Raw genomic sequence first — 16,863 nt, 5'->3', positions numbered from 1 at the left:
GCTATACACGCAACGTATACCCGCTATGTATAGTGACCGCCATGTCCATCGGTCACACCCTTCTGGGACTTCTCGAGTCGGGCCCACGGCACGGCTACGACCTCAAGCGCACCTTCGACGCCACCTTCGGGCACGACAAGCCGCTGCACTACGGACAGGTCTACTCGACCATGTCCCGGCTCCTGAAGAACGGCCTGGTCGAGGTCGACGGGATCGAGGCCGGCGGCGGCCCGGAACGCAAGCGCTACGCCATCACCGACGCCGGCATCACCGATGTCCAGCGCTGGCTCGCCACCCCCGAGGCGCCCGAGCCCTACCTCCAGTCCGTCCTCTACACCAAGGTCGTCCTCGCGCTGCTCACCGAGCGCGACGCCACCACGGTCCTGGACACCCAGCGCGCCGAGCACCTGCGCATGATGCGCATCCTCACCGACCGCAAGCGCAAGGGCGACCTCGCCGACCAGCTCATCTGCGACCACGCCCTGTTCCACCTCGAAGCGGATCTGCGCTGGCTCGAACTCGCCGCCGCCCGCCTGGACAAGCTCGCCGCGGAGGTGCGCACGCCATGACCCCCGCCGGCTCCCTCCTGACCGCCCACGGTCTGCACAAGACCTACGGCGCCACCAAGGCCCTCAACGGCGCCGAGTTCTCCGTCCACCCCGGCGAGGTCGTCGCCGTCATGGGCCCCTCCGGCTCCGGCAAGTCGACTCTCCTGCACTGCCTCGCCGGCATCGTCACCCCCGACGAAGGCACCATCACCTACGCGGGACAGAACCTGGCCACCCTGTCCGACGCCGCCCGCAGCGCCCTGCGCCGCAGCGACTTCGGCTTCGTCTTCCAGTTCGGCCAGCTCGTCCCCGAGCTCACCTGCCTCGAGAACGTCGCCCTGCCCCTGCGCCTCAACGGCGCCAAGCGCAAGGCCGCCGAGGCCACCGCCCGCGCCTGGATGGAGCGCCTGGAGGTCGACGACCTCACCGGCCAGCGCCCCGGCGAGGTCTCCGGCGGACAGGGCCAGCGCGTCGCCGTCGCCCGCGCCCTGGCCACCAGCCCCCGCGTCCTGTTCGCCGACGAACCCACCGGCGCCCTCGACTCCCTCAACGGCGAGCGCGTCATGGAGCTGCTCACCGAAGCCGCCCGCTCCACCCACGCCGCCGTCGTCCTCGTCACCCACGAAGCCCGCGTCGCCGCGTACTCGGACCGCGAGATCATCGTCCGCGACGGCAGGTCCCGCGACATGGAGCGCATCGCATGAGCGTGACGCGTACGAAGCCGCAGCCCTCGCCCGCGGTCACGGCGCAGGCGTCCGCGCCCACCGGCGTGCGCGCCTGGATCCGCGATCTGGGCATGGGCATGCGCTTCGCGGCCGGCGGCGGGCGCGAGGGCTGGGTCCGCACGATCCTCACCGCCGTCGGCGTGGGCCTCGGCGTCGCGCTGCTGCTGGGCGCCGCGTCCGTGCCGTATCTGACCGACCACCGCGGCGACCGCTCCTCGGCGCGCGAGGCCGCGGACCGGATGACCCTCGCGGGCAAGATCAAGCGGTCCGACACGACCGTGCTGATGCGGGACGCGTTCACGACGTTCCGCGACCACTCGCTGGAGGGCAGGTTCGTACGCGCCGAGGGCAGCCGGCCCGTCCTTCCGCCCGGCCTCGGCAAGCTGCCCGGCGACCACGAGTTGGTGGTCTCGCCCGCGCTGCGCGACCTCCTCGACGACCCCGGCGCGCAGCTCCTCAAGGAGCGCTTCCGCGACTACCGCGTCACCGGAACGATCGCCGACGCCGGCCTGGTCTCCCCCCAGGAGCTCTTCTTCTACGCCGGATCCGGCACCCTCACGACCCGCGACGGGGGCTACCGGGCGGCGCGGTTCGGCTACGACATGTCGGAGCCGCTGAACGCGCTCCTGATGGTGCTCGTCGTACTGATCTGCGTCGTACTGCTCACGCCCGTGGCCGTCTTCATCGGTACGGCGGTGCGGTTCGGCGGCGACCGGCGCGACCGGCGCCTGGCCGCGCTGCGCCTGGTCGGCGCGGACGCCAGGGCGGTACGGCGGATCGCGGCCGGTGAGTCCCTGTTCGGAGCGCTGCTCGGCCTGGCCGTCGGCGCCGTGTTCTTCCTCGCCATCCGGCAGCTGGTCGCCGTGGTCGACGTCGACAGGGTCAGCGCGTTCCCGTCGGACCTGCGGCCGGTGCCGGTGCTCGCCGCGCTGATCGTCGTGGCCGTGCCGCTCGCGGCGGTCCTGGTCACCGTCTTCTCGCTGCGCTCGGTGGCCATCGAGCCGCTCGGTGTCGTGCGCGGCGGCACGCCTCGCAGGCGGCGTCTGTGGTGGCGGCTGCTCCTGCCCGTCGCGGGCATCGGGATCCTCCTGGCCGTCGGCCGGGTCAGCAGTACCGACCAGGACATCAACACGTACGCCATCGCCACCGGCGCGACCCTGGCCCTGGTCGGCCTGAGCACGCTGCTTCCCTGGTTGCTCGAATCGGTCGTGGCCCGGCTGCGCGGCGGCCCGGTGCCATGGCAACTGGCCACGCGGCGGCTCCAGTTGAGCAGCGGCACCGCGGCCCGCGCCGTCAGCGGCATCACCATCGCGGTGGCCGGCGCGGTCGCCCTGCAGATGATGTTCGCGTCGATGCACGACGACTTCAACCGGGCCACGGGCCAGGACCCGCACCGCGCCCAGCTGACCGTGCACTCCCTGGTCGGCGACGGCAGGCTCGCGCAGCGGATGATCGACGACTTCCGTGCCACGAAGGGCGTCAGGAGCGTCATCGGCACCGTGTCGACGTACGCCACGCGCCCCGGCCCGGTCGCGGAGGGCGACATCCCGCCCACGACGACGATCAGCGTCGGCACCTGCGCGACCCTGCGCGAGCTGGCCCGCGTCGGCAGCTGCCGCGACGGCGACACGTTCGTCTCGCACACCGGCGACCGGAAGATGAACGACTGGGTCGACCAGTCGGCGCGCCCCGGCAAGCCCGTCGACGTGGGGCCCGGCGACGGCAGCAAGGCGAGCCAGAATCTGTGGACGCTGCCCCGGGACGCGCGCACGGTCCAGGCGCGGCCCAGCCCGACCGGCGACAAGGTCGACGGCATCCTCGCCACCCCCGGCGCGATCGACAGCACGAAGCTGACCGAGGCGACGACCACGGCCATGGTGCAGATCGACCCGAAGGTGCCGGACGCCGAGGAGTACGTGCGCAACACCGCGGCCCACATCGATCCGATGCTCGACGTGATGTCGATCAAGGCGGTCAACCGCGACAAGCAGTACGCGAGCATCGCGAGGGGACTGCAGATCGGCGCGGCCGCGACGATGGCCCTGATCGCGGCGTCCATGCTGGTCTCCACGCTGGAGCAACTGCGGGAGCGCAAGCGGCTGTTGGCGGCCCTCACCGCGTTCGGCACGCGGCGCCGCTCCATGGCCTGGTCGGTCCTGTGGCAGACGGCGATCCCGGTCGCCCTCGGCCTCGGCCTGGCGATCGGGGGCGGGCTCGGCCTGGGCTACGTCATGACCCGCATGATCGACAAGCAGGTCACCGACTGGTGGGTGTTCGCCCCGCTGACGGCGGGCGGCGCCGCGCTCATCGCGGTGGTGACACTCCTCAGCCTGCCGCCGCTGTGGCGCATGATGCGGCCGGACGGCCTGCGCACCGAGTAACGCACCCTGCCGGTACGGGAGTTGCCACGGCCTCTCGAGGTCACAACACCCGTACCGGCAGCGACCGCACCGCCTCGCGCAGGGCCGCGGCCAGCTCCTCGTACTCGGCGCTGCGCGCGGCGCCCGTCCGCATGGCGAGGGCGATGCGGCGGGTCGGCGCCGGGTCCTCGAAGAACCCGGTGAGCAACTGGCTGCTGCGGCTGGTCTCCACGGCGAGCGCGGTGCGCGGCAGCAGCGTCACGCCGAGCCCGCCCGCGACGAGCTGGACCAGCGTGGACAGGCCGGCGGCCGTCGTGGTCACCGGGGCGTCCGCGCGGCCGGCCTCGCGGCAGATGTCGAGCGCCTGGTCACGCAGGCAGTGCCCCTCGTCGAGCAGCAGGAGCCGCAGCTCGCGCAGCGCCTCGCGCGGGATCCCCTCCCGGCCCCCGAGCCAGTGGTCGAGCGGCGTGACGAGCACGAAGTCCTCGTCGAACAGGGGCAGTTCGGTGACACCGGGCACGCCGAGCGGCACGGCGAGCAGCAGCAGGTCGAGCCGCCCGGCCGCGAGCCCTTCCAGCAGGGACGACGTCTGCTCCTCGTGGACCTGGAGATCCAGGTCCGGGTACTTCTCGTGGACGAGGCGCAGGACCGCGGGCAGGAGGTAGGGCGCCACGGTGGGGATGACGCCGAGCCGGAGCGCGCCCGTGAACGGCGCCCGCACCGCCTCGGCCTCCTCCATCAGCGCGCCCACCTCGTCGAGCACGGCCTTCGCGCGCACCGCGAGCCGCTCACCCGCGGGCGAGAGCAGCACCTTGCGGGTCGTGCGTTCGAGCAGGGTCACGCCGAGGGACTCCTCCAGGGCGGACACGGCGCCGGAGAGCGCGGGCTGGCTCATGCCGATCGCGGCGGCCGCGTCCCGGAAGTGCAGATACTCCGCGACGGCGGCGAAGGCGCGCAGCTGAGCAAGGCTCGGCTGTCGCCGCTTGGCGCTTGCCACGATCACTCCCCTTTACCCAGGGCTACTGATAGCTGGTTCCGATCAACACAACCGAGTCTAGCTATTTCCATAATCAATGCACCCTGTGCCACGATCGTGACCAGTCCAACCCCCTTGGAAAGCCCCCAAAAAGGGCCCCTCCATGCTGCAAGGAGTAGTGCGTGCTCACTGTCGGTGACAAGTTCCCCCAGTTCGATCTGACTGCCTGTGTCTCCCTGGAGAAGGGCAAGGAGTTCGAGCAGATCGACCACAAGACCTACGAGGGCAAGTGGAAGATCGTCTTCGCGTGGCCCAAGGACTTCACCTTCGTGTGCCCGACCGAGATCGCCGCGTTCGGCAAGCTGAACGACGAGTTCGCCGACCGTGACGCCCAGATCCTCGGCTTCTCCGGCGACTCCGAGTTCGTGCACCACGCCTGGCGCAAGGACCACCCGGACCTGACCGACCTGCCCTTCCCGATGCTCGCCGACTCGAAGCACGAGCTCATGCGCGACCTCGGCATCGAGGGCGAGGACGGCTTCGCGCAGCGCGCCGTCTTCATCGTCGACCAGAACAACGAGATCCAGTTCACGATGGTGACCGCCGGTTCCGTGGGCCGTAACCCCAAGGAGGTCCTGCGGGTCCTCGACGCCCTGCAGACCGACGAGCTGTGCCCGTGCAACTGGACCAAGGGCGAGAACACCCTCGACCCGGTCGCGCTCCTGTCGGGCGAGTGATCTGACATGGCTCTCGACGAACTCAAGTCCGCCGTCCCGGACTACGCCAAGGACCTGCGCCTGAACCTCGGCTCGGTCATCGGCAACTCCGACCTGCCGCAGCAGCAGCTGTGGGGCACCGTGCTCGCCTGCGCGATCGCGTCCCGCTCCCCGCGCGTGCTGCGCGAGCTGGAGCCGGAGGCGAAGGCGAACCTGTCGCCGGAGGCGTACACGGCCGCCAAGTCGGCCGCGGCCGTCATGGCGATGAACAACGTCTTCTACCGCACGCGCCACCTGCTCTCCGACCCGGAGTACGGGACGCTGCGCGCCGGCCTGCGGATGAACGTCATCGGCAACCCGGGCGTCGAGAAGGTCGACTTCGAGCTGTGGTCCCTCGCGGTCTCCGCGATCAACGGCTGCGGCCAGTGCCTCGACTCGCACGAGCAGGTGCTGCGCAAGGCGGGCGTCGACCGCGAGACGATCCAGGAAGCGTTCAAGATCGCCGCGGTCGTCCAGGCCGTGGGCGTCACCCTGGACTCCGAGGACGTCCTGTCCTGACGGACGGATCACCCCGGTCACCGCATACGAGAACGCCGGGCGGGCTGAATTTCCTTCAGCCCGCCCGGCGTTCTCGTATGTCCGGACGCGAGCCCGGCCTGACCGGGCCGGGAGGCCCTAGGTCTTCGTGGCCGTCGGATCGACCGGTGCCACGTCGATGGCCGTCGCCCCGTGCGGCGAAGGTGCCTGCCGCAGCGCCGCCTCGCGCGAGTGCGCGCGCAGATAGCCGACGACCGTGTTCGTCACGGCCACGAGCGGCACCGCCACCACCGCGCCGCCGATCCCGTTCACCAGGCCACCGGCCGCGACGGAGAGCACCACCGCGAGCGGATGGACCCGCACGGCCCGGCCCAGGATGAACGGCTGGAGGATGTGGCCCTCGATCTGCTGCACGGCCAGTACCACCGCGAGCGTCATGACGGCCGTGAAGACGCCCTGGGTCACCAGGGCCACCACCACCGCGAGCGCTCCCGAGATCACCGCGCCCACCAGCGGGATGAACGCGAACAGGAAGATGAAGACGGCGAGCGGCACCGCCATCGGGACACCGAGGAAGAAGATGCCGAGCCCGATGAAGATCGCGTCGATCAGGGCGACTATCACCGTGCCGCGCACGTACGCGGTGAGCGTGCGCCACGCACGGGGGCCCGCACCCGAGATGCCCGGACGGGCCTGCGCCGGGACGAGCCTGGTGGTCCACTCCCAGATGCGCCGGCCGTCGTAGAGCAGGAACAGCGTCGAGAACACCGTGAGCAGGATGCCGGTGAGGGCCTCGACGATGACGGTCACGCCCTCGAGGCCGGCGGACGTGATCTGGTCGGTGTTGGCGCCGACCGCGTCGCGCAGGGACTTGGCGATGTCGTTGATCTGACTCTCGGTCACATGGAACGGGCTGTTGAGGAGCCACCTGCGCAGCTCGTCGATGCCGTCCTGGATCTGGTCCGAGAGGTTGTCGATGTTCTCCTGGACCTGCCAGACGACGAACCAGCCGACGAGTCCCATGATGACGAAGCCGAGGATCGCGGTGAGTGCGGTGGCCAGGCCCCGCGGCACACCGTGCCTCCTCAGGCGGGCCACGGTCGGCTGGAGGAGCGCGGTGATGAGCATCGCGGCGACGAACGCGTACACGACCAGCTGCACCGCGCTGATGACCTTCATCAGGACCCAGAGGGCGCCCGCGAGGACGAGCAGCCGCCAGCCGGCCTCGGCCGCGACCCGCATCCCCCACGGCACGGCCGCGACGGGGTCGGGCCTGGCCGCTATCGCGGGCGCGTACGCGGGCGGCGGGGGTACGTGGTCGCCGCCGCCGTTCTCCGGCCGGGTGACGGGCACTTGGGACGCTTCGGCGGCCAGGTGCGCGGGCGTCCGAGCGGCATCACGGGCGTGCGGAGCGACGTCCGGAGCGGAGTCGTGCCCGCCGTCGTCACGCTCGGCCTCGGCGCGGCGCTCGTCCAACCGCTCCCCCATCCGGCTCAGCTCATGGCCGAGCCGGCCGAGCCATCCTGGAACTCGCGACATGATCCGCCCTCTTCCCCCGTGCTCTCTCACCACTCCCCCGGGAGTCGTCGGCTCCGACCGTACATGCCCGAAGCCCCTCACCGTAGGACGGCAAGGGGCTCAGGAAGGTTGACGGGCTCCGGGGCCCGTCATGAAGCTGTACCGGCTTCTAGTACCAGTGGTTGGCCTGCCAGAAGGTCCAGGCCTCACACGGGCTGCCGTAGCGGCTGTCCATGTAGTTGAGGCCCCACTTGATCTGGGTGGCCGGGTTGGTCTGCCAGTCGGCGCCCGCGGTGGAGTACTTGGACGCGGGCAGCGCCTGGAAGAGACCGTAGGCACCGGAGGAGGCGTTGGTCGCGCGGTAGTTCCAGCTGGACTCGTGGTCCACGATGTTGCTGAAGCACTGGAACTGCCCGGCGGGCACCATCTGACGCGCCATCGCCTGTATCTGCGACGTCGAGTAAGAGGCCTGCGTGGCGAAGCTGGAGGCGTCGCGGGTGGCCGAGCGGCTGGCGACCTTCTTGGCCTCCTCGCGCTCCTTGGCCTCCTTCTCCGCCTTCTCCTTGGCGTCGGCAGCCGCCTTCTGCTTGGCGACAGCGTCCTCGGCGGCCTTCTTGCGGGCCGCTTCCTCCGCCGACTTCTGAGCGGCGTTGTCCGCGGCGATGGCCTGCGTCTCCGCCTGCTGCGTCAGCGTGGCGGTCTGCACCTGGGCCTGCTGACCCGCGGGTATGTCGGCGAGGAGGGTCGCGTCGCTCGCCGTGGCCTCAGCCTCGTTGGTGGAGGGCTGAGCGGTGCTGCCCGAGGCAACACCCACGACTGCGCCGACTGTGGTGACCGCGGTGGCCGAAGCCACTGCGAATCCCCGGACCGAAATCCGGCTCACACGGTTTCCTTCCAGCATCGCCCGCTGTAGGTGACCCTCGCGGACGCAATCTTGCCCCTGGCGCTGGCCTCCCACCTGCGGGGTCACGGGAGACACGGGCCCGGTGGGCAACTCCCGCTACGGGAGAGCCGCGTGGTGCTCGGGCGGCATACGACGGCCTCTGTGAAGTTCTGGTGTCCGTGGTGCTCTTAATGCTGTGGATGCACAAGTGTCGTATGCGGGGCCTGACAGGACTGAGACTCTGCCGGACGCGGTTGCCTCAAGGCAATTCTCATCCAAGTGGGAAAGCTCACACCTCGTTTGCCCCAGCGGTTCCACGGAAACAAGCGCACGGCACAACGCCGCCCGGCTAAGCTCCTTCGCTTCGCCGGGCGGCGCCAACTACCGCGTAACCCCTACAAGATGGGGCGCTTCGCTCGCTCTCTCCTCACAAGTGGCCGTCCTCCAGCATCTCGGTGACCAGGGCCGCGATCTGCGAACGCTCCGACCGCGTGAGCGTGACGTGCGCGAACAGCGGGTGCCCCTTCAGCTTTTCGACGACGGCGACCACACCGTCGTACCGGCCGACCCGAAGGTTGTCGCGCTGCGCCACGTCGTGCGTGAGCACAACCCGCGAATTCGCCCCGATCCTCGACAGAACGGTCAAAAGGACGTTCCGTTCGAGGGATTGGGCCTCGTCCACGATCACGAACGCGTCGTGCAGGGAACGGCCGCGGATGTGGGTCAGCGGCAGGACCTCGAGCATGCCGCGCGCGGTGACCTCCTCGATGACGGCCTTGCCGGCGACGGACCCGAGCGTGTCGAAGACCGCCTGCGCCCACGGGCCCATCTTCTCGGCCTCGGTGCCGGGCAGATAGCCGAGCTCCTGGCCACCCACCGCGTACAGCGGGCGGAAGACCATCACCTTCTGGTGCTGGCGCCGTTCGAGCACCGCTTCGAGGCCCGCGCAGAGCGCAAGCGCCGACTTGCCGGTGCCGGCCCGGCCGCCCATCGACAGGATCCCGATGTCCGGGTCGAGGAGCAGATCGAGCGCGATGCGCTGCTCGGCGCTGCGTCCCTTGATGCCGAACGCCTCACGGTCGCCGCGCACCAGACGGACGTTGCCCTCAGCCGTGATCCTGCCGAGCGCCTTGCCGCGCTCGGACTGGATGGTGAGGCCGGTGTGGACGGGCAGCTCCGCCGCCTCCGGTACGTACAGGCTCTCCTCCTCGAAGAGGAGGTCCACCTGCTCACCGGAGAGCCGCAGCTCGGACATCCCGGTCCAGCCGGAGTCCGTGATGGCGAGCTCGGCGCGGTACTCCTCGGCGAGCAGGCCGACCGATGATGCCTTGATGCGCAGCGGCAGGTCCTTGGAGACGACGGTGACGTCGTATCCCTCGGCCTGGAGGTTGCGGGCGACGGCGAGGATGCGGGAGTCGTTGTCCCCCAGGCGGTAACCCGCCGGGAGAACGCCCGGATCCGAGTGGTTGAGCTCGACGCGCAGGGTCCCGCCCAGATCGCCGATGGGGATCGGGGCGTCCAGGCGTCCGTGGCGGACACGGAAGTCGTCGAGCAGGCGCAGGGCCTGCCGGGCGAAGTATCCGAGCTCCGGATGGTGCCGCTTGGCCTCCAGTTCCGTGACCACGACGATCGGGAGCACCACTTCGTGCTCGTCGAACCTGGTCAGGGCGTTCGGGTCGGCCAGCAGGACGCTGGTGTCGAGAACATAAGTGCGCCGGTCGGGCTGGCGCTTGTTGCTGGTCACCACGGAAGGACGTACCCCCTCGGATGAGGTCGGGGAGCGACAGAGGGATCCCGGGCCGGGCGGGGCGGGTCGTACCCGCCGGTCGACGGCCGCGATGCGTGGGCCGTGGACCGGCCCCCAGCCTCTCCAGCGGAGCACGTGCTCTCCGCGTGATCGTTCTGGCGCAAAGGGCCTCCCGGGCGGACAGCCCCGTGCCGTCCGCTGAGACTCGACGTCCGTGAATCGGACATCGACCTGGAAGGCTTATTCCCTCGAACACGCGCGGCCATGCCACGGCATATGACGGCGCGCGCGTTAACTCCTGGTGACGTACGTCCCCGAGGTCAGCCGCCGTAACGCCGGTGGCGGGCGGCGTAGTCGCGCAGGGCGCGCAGGAAGTCCACCTTGCGGAAGGCGGGCCAGAAAACTTCGCAGAAGTAGTACTCCGAATGGGCCGACTGCCAGAGCATGAATCCGGACAGGCGCTGCTCGCCGCTCGTGCGGATGACGAGGTCGGGGTCGGGCTGCCCACTGGTGTAGAGGTGCTTGGAGATCTCGTCGATGTCGACGCTCTCGGCGATCTCCTCGAGCGCGGTGCCCTTGTCCGCGTGGTCGAGGAGCAGGGAGCGCACCGCGTCGGCGATCTCCTGGCGGCCGCCGTAGCCGACCGCGACGTTCACGAGTATTCCCGTGTTGTCCGCGGTGGCCTGCTCGGCCTCCTTGAGGACGGTCTGGGTGCGGGCGGGGAGGAGGTCGAGGGTGCCGACGTGGTGGACGCGCCAGCGGCCGTCGACGGCGAGGCTGCGGACGGTCTCCTCGATGATGCCGAGGAGCGGCCGCAGCTCCTCCTCGGGACGGTCGAAGTTGTCCGTCGACAGCATCCAGAGGGTGACGACCTCGACGTCCGTCTCGGCGCACCAGCCGAGGAACTCCTCGATCTTGTACGCGCCGGCCTGGTGACCCTGCGCCGCAGTGCCACCGGAGGCCTTCGCCCAGCGCCTGTTCCCGTCGAGGATGACCCCGATGTGTTTGGGCACCTGATCGTGGTCGAGACGGCCTTCCACCCGGCGTGCGTAAAGTCCGTACACCAGGTCGCGCAGGTTCACTGTCTTTCAGCCCCTCCGTGCAGACGGCAGTCCCCGAGGGCGAAAGCCTACCGCTGTGAGGCGTCGTCCTCACTGTGGGGTGTCTGTGCTCCGATGCTGTGGGCTGTCGGTGCTCTGACGTAGCTTCGTACCCATGAACGACACCTCTTCCTACCGCGCCGCCGCGGACCGCTACGACTCGATGGAGTACCGGCGCACCGGTCGCAGCGGTCTCAAGCTGCCCGCGATCTCGCTCGGCCTGTGGCACAACTTCGGTGACGACCGCACCCTGGACTCGCAGCGGGAGATCCTCCGCCGCGCTTTTGACATCGGTGTCACCCACTTCGACCTGGCGAACAACTACGGGCCGCCCGCCGGCTCCGCCGAGCTGAACTTCGGCAAGATGTTCGCCCAGGACTTCGCCCCGTACCGGGACGAGCTGGTCATTTCAACCAAGGCGGGCTATCTCATGCACCCGGGCCCGTACGGGGAGTGGGGCAGCCGCAAGTACCTGCTGTCGTCCCTCGACGCGTCCCTGTCCCGGATGGGCCTCGACTACGTCGACATCTTCTACTCCCACCGCTTCGACCCGGACACCCCGCTCGAGGAGACGATGGGCGCGCTCGCGTCCGCCGTGCAGCAGGGCAAGGCGCTGTACGTGGGTGTGTCCTCGTACAACAGCGAGCAGACCGCCGAGGCGGCGCGTCTGCTGAAGGAGATGGGTGTCCCGGCGCTCATCCACCAGCCCTCGTACTCGATGATCAACCGCTGGACCGAGGACGACGGCCTGCTCGACACGCTGGAGACGGCCGGCATGGGCTGCATCTCCTTCGTGCCGCTCGCGCAGGGCCTGCTCACGGACAAGTACCTGAAGGGCATCCCTGAGGGGTCGCGCGCCACGCAGGGCAAGTCCCTCGACCCGGGCCTCGCGGGCGACTCCGAGGTCATCCGCCGGCTGAACGGTCTGAACGACATCGCGCAGCGCCGCGGCCAGTCCCTCGCGCAGCTCGCGCTCAACTGGGTGCTGCGGGACGAGCGGATGACGTCGGCCCTGATCGGCGCCTCCAGCGTCCGGCAGCTCGAGGAGAACGTGGCGGCGCTGGCGGGCCCGAAGCTCACGGACGAAGAGCTGTCCGAAATCGACTCGTTCGCGGTGTCGACCCCGGGCACGAACATCTGGGCCGGGCGGAGCTGACCCCTCCCGTTCCGTTCCGCGGGCCGCGGCCCTCGCGCCAGGACACTCCCTAGGCGCCGGGGGTTCGCGGCCTGCGGAACCACGCGCCCGCGCTCGCCTGGCTGAGCAGGACGACCATGACGACCGCCCCCACCAGCGCGATGGGCCCGCCGATGTTGCCGCGCATCGTGGCGCTCAGGCCGAGCAGGATCTGCACGCTCGCGATGACGATCGACGCGACGCGCAGCCCACGCCCCGCCCTGCCGTAGAAGCAGGCGAGGACCAGCAGTGCGACGCCGAAGATGTTCCCGCCGAACGCGGCGCCGGCGCCCCGCGCCCCCTCCGTCACGCCGACGGCCACGGAGGCGAGGAGGGCGAGGCCGACCATCACGTACGTGGTCGTCCGGGCGGTGCGGAGCGAGGACGGCATGCTCAGGGACGGCTCGGGGGCGAACTGCGGGTTCGCCCCGTGCGGTCCGGGCCCGTTGTAGGGGCTGGGGATGTAGGGGACGGGGGCGCCGTGCTGACCCGGGCCGCCGTGCGGGCCGGAAGCGGCGGGCGGCGCCTGGTGCGGATAGTCGTTCGGCATGCCGGGGACTCTAATCGCGGCGCCGGGACCCGGGGGGCGCACGCGCGCGGCCCGGTCGGAGACAAAAAACGGGCCGGTCCGTGGGGGGGGAGACGGACCGGCCCGAGGGGGGGTTTCCACCATAACCCTTCGTAAGTGATCCTGGGTGCATCGGCGTGCCACAACTACTCTCCGAAGTCGCCCGACGACGGCTGGACGTCTGTTTCCGGCCGGTTCGGGCGGGGTTTCGCAATGGTTTTCCCGGCTTGCGGCCCACACGCGGCGTCCCTCTGACGGGTTAGTCGGGTGACGAACGCGCGCTTGACGTCACAGGCGCCCCAGAGGTTGGCTGCGCCCCCATGGCGACCTTCACCGTGCCGGGACTCGGGGCCGAACTGCCGCTGGAAATCGCGGAGTCGGGACCGGCGCGGCGACGTGGTCTCCTCGGCCGGGACGGGGTGAACGGCGCGCTCCTGCTGACGTCGTCTTCGAGTGTCCACACCATGGGGATGCGCTTCGTCGCGGATGTGGCGTATTTGGACCGGCGCGGCACGGTGCTCGCCGTGCGGACGATGCGGCCGGGGCGGATCGGACTCCCCCGTTTGCGCGCCCGGTGTGTCCTGGAGTCCGAGGCGGGGGCGATGGCGCGGTGGGGAGTGCGGCGAGGGGTGCGGGTCACGATCCTGGGGCGGTGACGGCGTCTCGCGTCTCGCGTCTCGCGGGACGGTCCCGTGATCGCGGTAGGTCCGGTGACCGTGGATCGGGAGACGGTGGATCAGCGACCCGGCGACCGTGGTCGCGGGAGGTCCAGTGACCGTAGACGGGGGGAAGGCACGCGGCACCGCGCAGCCCCCTCCACTGCACGGTGCCGCCGCGCAGCTTTGCTCACGCGAATTGCCTTGGTCTGAACCTACGCGACGGTGACACGTGTCGCGAGCCATTGTCGATAACGATGCGGAATCGGTTGGACGGCGGGCCTCCGGAAGAGGCCGGCGAACTCGTCCCGCTTGTACATCAATTGCCGTGAATCACCCGGCGACCGGCTTGCGGGCCTCGATCAGGTGGCGCGTGCTGTGGGCGACGAACGGCCCTTCCTTCGCGAGCCGTTCATGGAGTTCCAGGAGGCGCGGCCGGTACGCCTCCACGGTGAAGCCCGGGACCATCCAGATCACCTTGCGCAGGAAGTGGACGACGGCACCGACGTCGTAGAACTCGATGCGCAGACGCTCCGCGCGCAGGTCGACGACATCGAGGCCGGCCGCCTCGGCCTCGGCCCGCTCGCCCTCCGGGTCACGGCCGTTCCTGACCTCTTCCGGCTGCGGACCGAGGAAGAACTCGACGACCTCGAAGACGCTGCTCGGGCCGACGTGCTGCGCGAAGTACGTACCGCCGGGCGCCAGCACCCGTGCGATCTCGGCGAACGGGGCCTTCACCGGGTGGCGGCTGGTCACCAGGTCGAACGTGCCGTCGGCGAACGGCAGCGGCGCGTCCTCCGGCGAGGCGACGACCACGACACCGCGCGGGGCGAGCAGCGCGGAGGCCTTGGCCACGTTGGGGGGCCAGCCCTCGGTGGCGGCGATCAGCGGGGGCAGCTTCGGGGCCGAGGCGAGTACCTCGCCGCCACCGGTCTGGAGGTCGAGCCCGGCCGAGGCCCGGCCCATGCGCTCGCCCATGGCACGCGCGTACCCCCAAGAGGGCCGCTCCTCGGTGGCCCGGCCCTCGAACCACGAGAAGTCCCAGCCCTCGACGGGGGCGGCGACCGCCTCCGAGACGAGCTCGTCGAAGGGGCGGCCGGCGTGGGTGGGAGGTGTGCTCATGGGGCCATGTTCGCAGTGGCGTCCCGCGGCGGCACGTGCTTTTTGTACTGCCCGCGCGGGAGGGGGTGTTGTCGGCGGGCGCTGCTACGTTCCCCGCCATGGGAATCCACGTGCCCTACACCGGGGGCGAGAAGGAAAGTCTGCTGGCGGCGCTGGACCGGCACCGTGACGTCGTGCTCTGGAAGCTGGAGGGGCTCGACGAGGAGCAGGTGCGGCGGCCGATGTCGCCGTCGGGGAACAGCCTCCTCGGCCTGGTCAAGCATCTGGCGTCGGTCGAGTACGGCTGGTTCTGCGAGACGTTCGGACGGCCGGTGGAGCCGCTGTGGTTCGACCCCGAGACGGACGAGGACCTGCGGGTGGACCCCGAGGAGTCCACGGAGAGCATCACCGCGTTCTACGGCCGGGCGCGGGCCGCGGCCGACGCCGTGATCGCCGAGGTCGGGCTGGAGGAGACCGGCACGTCGTGGGACGGCAAGAAGGTGTCGATGCGGTGGGTACTCATCCACATGCTGGAGGAGACGGCCCGGCACGCGGGCCACGTCGACATCCTGCGGGAGCTGATCGACGGCGCGGCGGGGGATCACCGGGGGACTTCGAGGGGGTGACGGTCGGGTACCGGTCGAGTGCGCGTCGAGTGCCGGTCGCCGGATCGCGGGGAGGCGGGGGCATGATCGTCGCGGTCCGGGTGACGAATTGCCGGGCGACGGCCGCGTGATCGACGCACGGTCTGACCGAACTCCCGCCCGGTTCAGGGAACCTGCCCGCTCAAGTGGGCGGGGGAGGTCACTGTCCGCCCGGCCTCGGCCTACGAGGGTTCTCCACGTACCCTGGGCGGATCCGCTCCGGGCACCGCTGCCCGACACAGGTAACGGCACCGTCCGTCCCGCGCCGAAATGCGAGCACATGTCCGATCGTTCCCTCCGCTCCGTTCGTTCTGCCCGTTCAGCGATAGCGGCCTGGCTCACCCGCCTCTACTTCGCCCGGCTCCGGAAGAAGGGCGGCCTCGACCTCTCCGTCCTCTCGAAGCTGCCCGACGCGGCCCTCCTCCCGCTGCGCCGCGAGGGCCTCGACCCCGTGGCCGAGATCGGCGAACTCCGCGACCGGGAGCCGGTCAGCAGGCTGCCCATCCCCGGCATGACGGTCTGGCTGGTGACCGGCTACGACGAGGCGAAGGCGGTACTGGGCCACGGGTCCGCCTTCAGCAACGACTTCCGGAACCTGGTCGGCAACACCGGTGTCACCGACGACCAGAACCCGGGCGGACTCGGCTTCACCGACCCGCCGGACCACACCCGGCTGCGGAAGATGCTGACGCCGGAGTTCACGATGCGCCGGCTGTCCCGGCTCACGCCCCGTATCCACGCCATCGTCGAGGAGCGCCTCGCCGACCTCGCGAAGGCGGCGGACGGCGACGGTGCCGTGGACCTCGTCGAGCACTTCGCGATGCCGGTGCCCGCGCTGGTGATCTGCGAACTGCTCGGCGTCCCCTATGAGGACCGGGACGACTTCCAGCAGTTCTCCGTGGCCCGCTTCGACGTGTTCGGCGGCGCGGGCGCGTCGTTCAGCGCCGTGTCGCAGTCCCTCGACTACCTGCGCGGGATCGTCGCCGAGCAGCGCCGCAACCCCGGCGACGGCCTCCTCGGCATGCTCGTACGCGAATACGGCGACTCCATCACGGACGAGGAGCTCACGGGCCTCGCCGACGGCGTCCTCACCGGCGGCCTGGAGACCACCGCGAGCATGCTGGCGCTCGGCACGCTCATCCTGCTCCAGAACCCCGAGCACTTCACCGCGCTGCGTGACGCGGATGACCCGGAGGCCGTCGCCGCGCCCTTCGTCGACGAGTTGCTGCGCCATCTGACCGTCGTCCAGACCGCGTTCCCGCGCTTCGCGCGCGAGGACGTCGAGATAGGCGGGGTCCAGATATCCGGCGGAGACATCGTCCTCGTCTCCCTCAGCGCCGCCGACCGCGACGCGCGCCTCGGCGAGGACATGGACCGCTTCGACCCGTCCCGCCAGGTCACCGGCTCCCACCTCGCGTTCGGCTACGGCATCCACCGCTGCATCGGCGCCGAACTCGGCAAGATGGAACTGCGCGCAGCCTTCCCCCAACTGGTCCGGCGCTTCCCAGAGTTGAAGCTCGCCGTCGAGCCCCGGGACCTGGAGTTCCGCAAGCTGTCGATCGTGTACGGGGTGGACTCACTGCCGGTCCGGCTCGACTAGCGGGCGCCTC

The 16,863-nt window shown here is 70.4% G+C and carries 16 protein-coding genes; 9 read left to right on the top strand and 7 right to left on the bottom strand.

Translation table 11 applies throughout. The features are described from left to right. The first annotated feature begins 41 nt into the window (after positions 1-41). From LGI35_RS28040 to LGI35_RS28030, 3 genes are read left to right on the top strand one after another with little or no spacing between them, the layout of a single operon-like run. The gene (locus LGI35_RS28040) at positions 42-569 is read left to right on the top strand and encodes a PadR family transcriptional regulator (protein ID WP_227297023.1); all 528 of its coding nucleotides are present in this window, start codon (positions 42-44) and stop codon (positions 567-569) included. Continuing rightward, a complete protein-coding gene (locus LGI35_RS28035) occupies positions 566-1,252 on the top strand; it encodes an ABC transporter ATP-binding protein (protein WP_227297022.1) in 687 nt (228 codons plus the stop codon). The genes LGI35_RS28040 and LGI35_RS28035 overlap by 4 nt, the downstream gene beginning before the upstream one ends. Continuing rightward, positions 1,249-3,654 (top strand): FtsX-like permease family protein, encoded by a 2,406-nt coding sequence (locus LGI35_RS28030; RefSeq protein ID WP_227297021.1) that lies wholly within the window; start codon positions 1,249-1,251, stop codon positions 3,652-3,654. Before LGI35_RS28035 ends, LGI35_RS28030 begins: the two co-directional genes overlap by 4 nt. 40 nt (positions 3,655-3,694) lie before the next feature. Here the strand turns inward: LGI35_RS28030 and LGI35_RS28025 are convergent, their stop codons facing one another. Next, positions 3,695-4,630 carry a LysR substrate-binding domain-containing protein gene (locus tag LGI35_RS28025; protein ID WP_227297020.1) on the bottom strand — a complete coding sequence of 312 codons (936 nt, stop codon included), beginning with the start codon at positions 4,628-4,630 and terminating at the stop codon, positions 3,695-3,697. Between the two features lie 161 nt (positions 4,631-4,791). Here LGI35_RS28025 and LGI35_RS28020 point away from each other — a divergent pair, with 161 nt between their 5' ends. After that, complete coding sequence (locus LGI35_RS28020) at positions 4,792-5,346, top strand: peroxiredoxin (protein ID WP_100598182.1); 555 nt, start codon at positions 4,792-4,794, stop codon at positions 5,344-5,346. 6 nt (positions 5,347-5,352) lie between these two features. After that, positions 5,353-5,883 carry an alkyl hydroperoxide reductase gene (locus LGI35_RS28015; RefSeq protein ID WP_227297019.1) on the top strand — a complete coding sequence of 177 codons (531 nt, stop codon included), beginning with the start codon at positions 5,353-5,355 and terminating at the stop codon, positions 5,881-5,883. 117 nt (positions 5,884-6,000) lie between these two features. Here the strand turns inward: LGI35_RS28015 and LGI35_RS28010 are convergent, their stop codons facing one another. The 4 genes from LGI35_RS28010 to LGI35_RS27995 all read right to left on the bottom strand — a co-directional run bounded on the left by LGI35_RS28010 (position 6,001) and on the right by LGI35_RS27995 (position 11,092). After that, entirely contained in the window at positions 6,001-7,401 is a 1,401-nt protein-coding gene (locus LGI35_RS28010; protein ID WP_227297018.1) for an AI-2E family transporter, read from the bottom strand. Positions 7,402-7,549: 148 nt separating this feature from the next. Next, positions 7,550-8,281: an aggregation-promoting factor C-terminal-like domain-containing protein gene (locus LGI35_RS28005; RefSeq protein ID WP_227297017.1), complete on the bottom strand. Its 732-nt coding sequence runs from the start codon at positions 8,279-8,281 to the stop codon at positions 7,550-7,552. Positions 8,282-8,690: 409 nt separating this feature from the next. Then, positions 8,691-10,010 (bottom strand): RNA 5'-3' helicase PhoH2, encoded by a 1,320-nt coding sequence (locus LGI35_RS28000; RefSeq protein WP_227297016.1) that lies wholly within the window; start codon positions 10,008-10,010, stop codon positions 8,691-8,693. A 320-nt stretch (positions 10,011-10,330) separates the two neighbouring features. Further along, a complete protein-coding gene (locus LGI35_RS27995) occupies positions 10,331-11,092 on the bottom strand; it encodes an isoprenyl transferase (RefSeq protein ID WP_227297015.1) in 762 nt (253 codons plus the stop codon). Positions 11,093-11,225: 133 nt separating this feature from the next. On the opposite strand from LGI35_RS27995, the gene mgrA reads away from it, so the two are divergent. Beyond that, the gene (gene mgrA / locus LGI35_RS27990; protein ID WP_116510475.1) at positions 11,226-12,266 is read left to right on the top strand and encodes an L-glyceraldehyde 3-phosphate reductase; all 1,041 of its coding nucleotides are present in this window, start codon (positions 11,226-11,228) and stop codon (positions 12,264-12,266) included. A 49-nt stretch (positions 12,267-12,315) separates the two neighbouring features. Here mgrA and LGI35_RS27985 read toward each other — a convergent pair whose 3' ends face one another. After that, positions 12,316-12,834, bottom strand: a complete 519-nt coding sequence (locus tag LGI35_RS27985; protein WP_227297014.1) for a hypothetical protein — start codon at positions 12,832-12,834, stop codon at positions 12,316-12,318. Positions 12,835-13,172: 338 nt separating this feature from the next. Between LGI35_RS27985 and LGI35_RS27980 the strand changes: the two genes are divergently transcribed. After that, positions 13,173-13,508, top strand: a complete 336-nt coding sequence (locus tag LGI35_RS27980; protein ID WP_227297013.1) for a DUF192 domain-containing protein — start codon at positions 13,173-13,175, stop codon at positions 13,506-13,508. A gap of 333 nt (positions 13,509-13,841) precedes the next feature. On the opposite strand, the gene LGI35_RS27975 is transcribed toward LGI35_RS27980, so the two are convergent. Beyond that, on the bottom strand, positions 13,842-14,630 hold the full coding sequence (locus LGI35_RS27975) for a class I SAM-dependent methyltransferase (RefSeq protein ID WP_227297012.1): 789 nt from the start codon (positions 14,628-14,630) through the stop codon (positions 13,842-13,844). A 98-nt stretch (positions 14,631-14,728) separates the two neighbouring features. On the opposite strand from LGI35_RS27975, the gene LGI35_RS27970 reads away from it, so the two are divergent. Next, entirely contained in the window at positions 14,729-15,235 is a 507-nt protein-coding gene (locus tag LGI35_RS27970; RefSeq protein ID WP_227297011.1) for a DinB family protein, read from the top strand. 298 nt (positions 15,236-15,533) lie between these two features. Next, the gene (locus LGI35_RS27965; protein ID WP_227297010.1) at positions 15,534-16,853 is read left to right on the top strand and encodes a cytochrome P450; all 1,320 of its coding nucleotides are present in this window, start codon (positions 15,534-15,536) and stop codon (positions 16,851-16,853) included. The last annotated feature ends 10 nt before the right edge of the window (positions 16,854-16,863 follow it).

Source organism: Streptomyces longhuiensis (genome assembly GCF_020616555.1).
Classification (GTDB): domain Bacteria; phylum Actinomycetota; class Actinomycetes; order Streptomycetales; family Streptomycetaceae; genus Streptomyces; species Streptomyces longhuiensis.
Note: the sequence above shows the minus strand (reverse complement) of the source record. Positions and strands in the feature narration are given on the sequence as shown.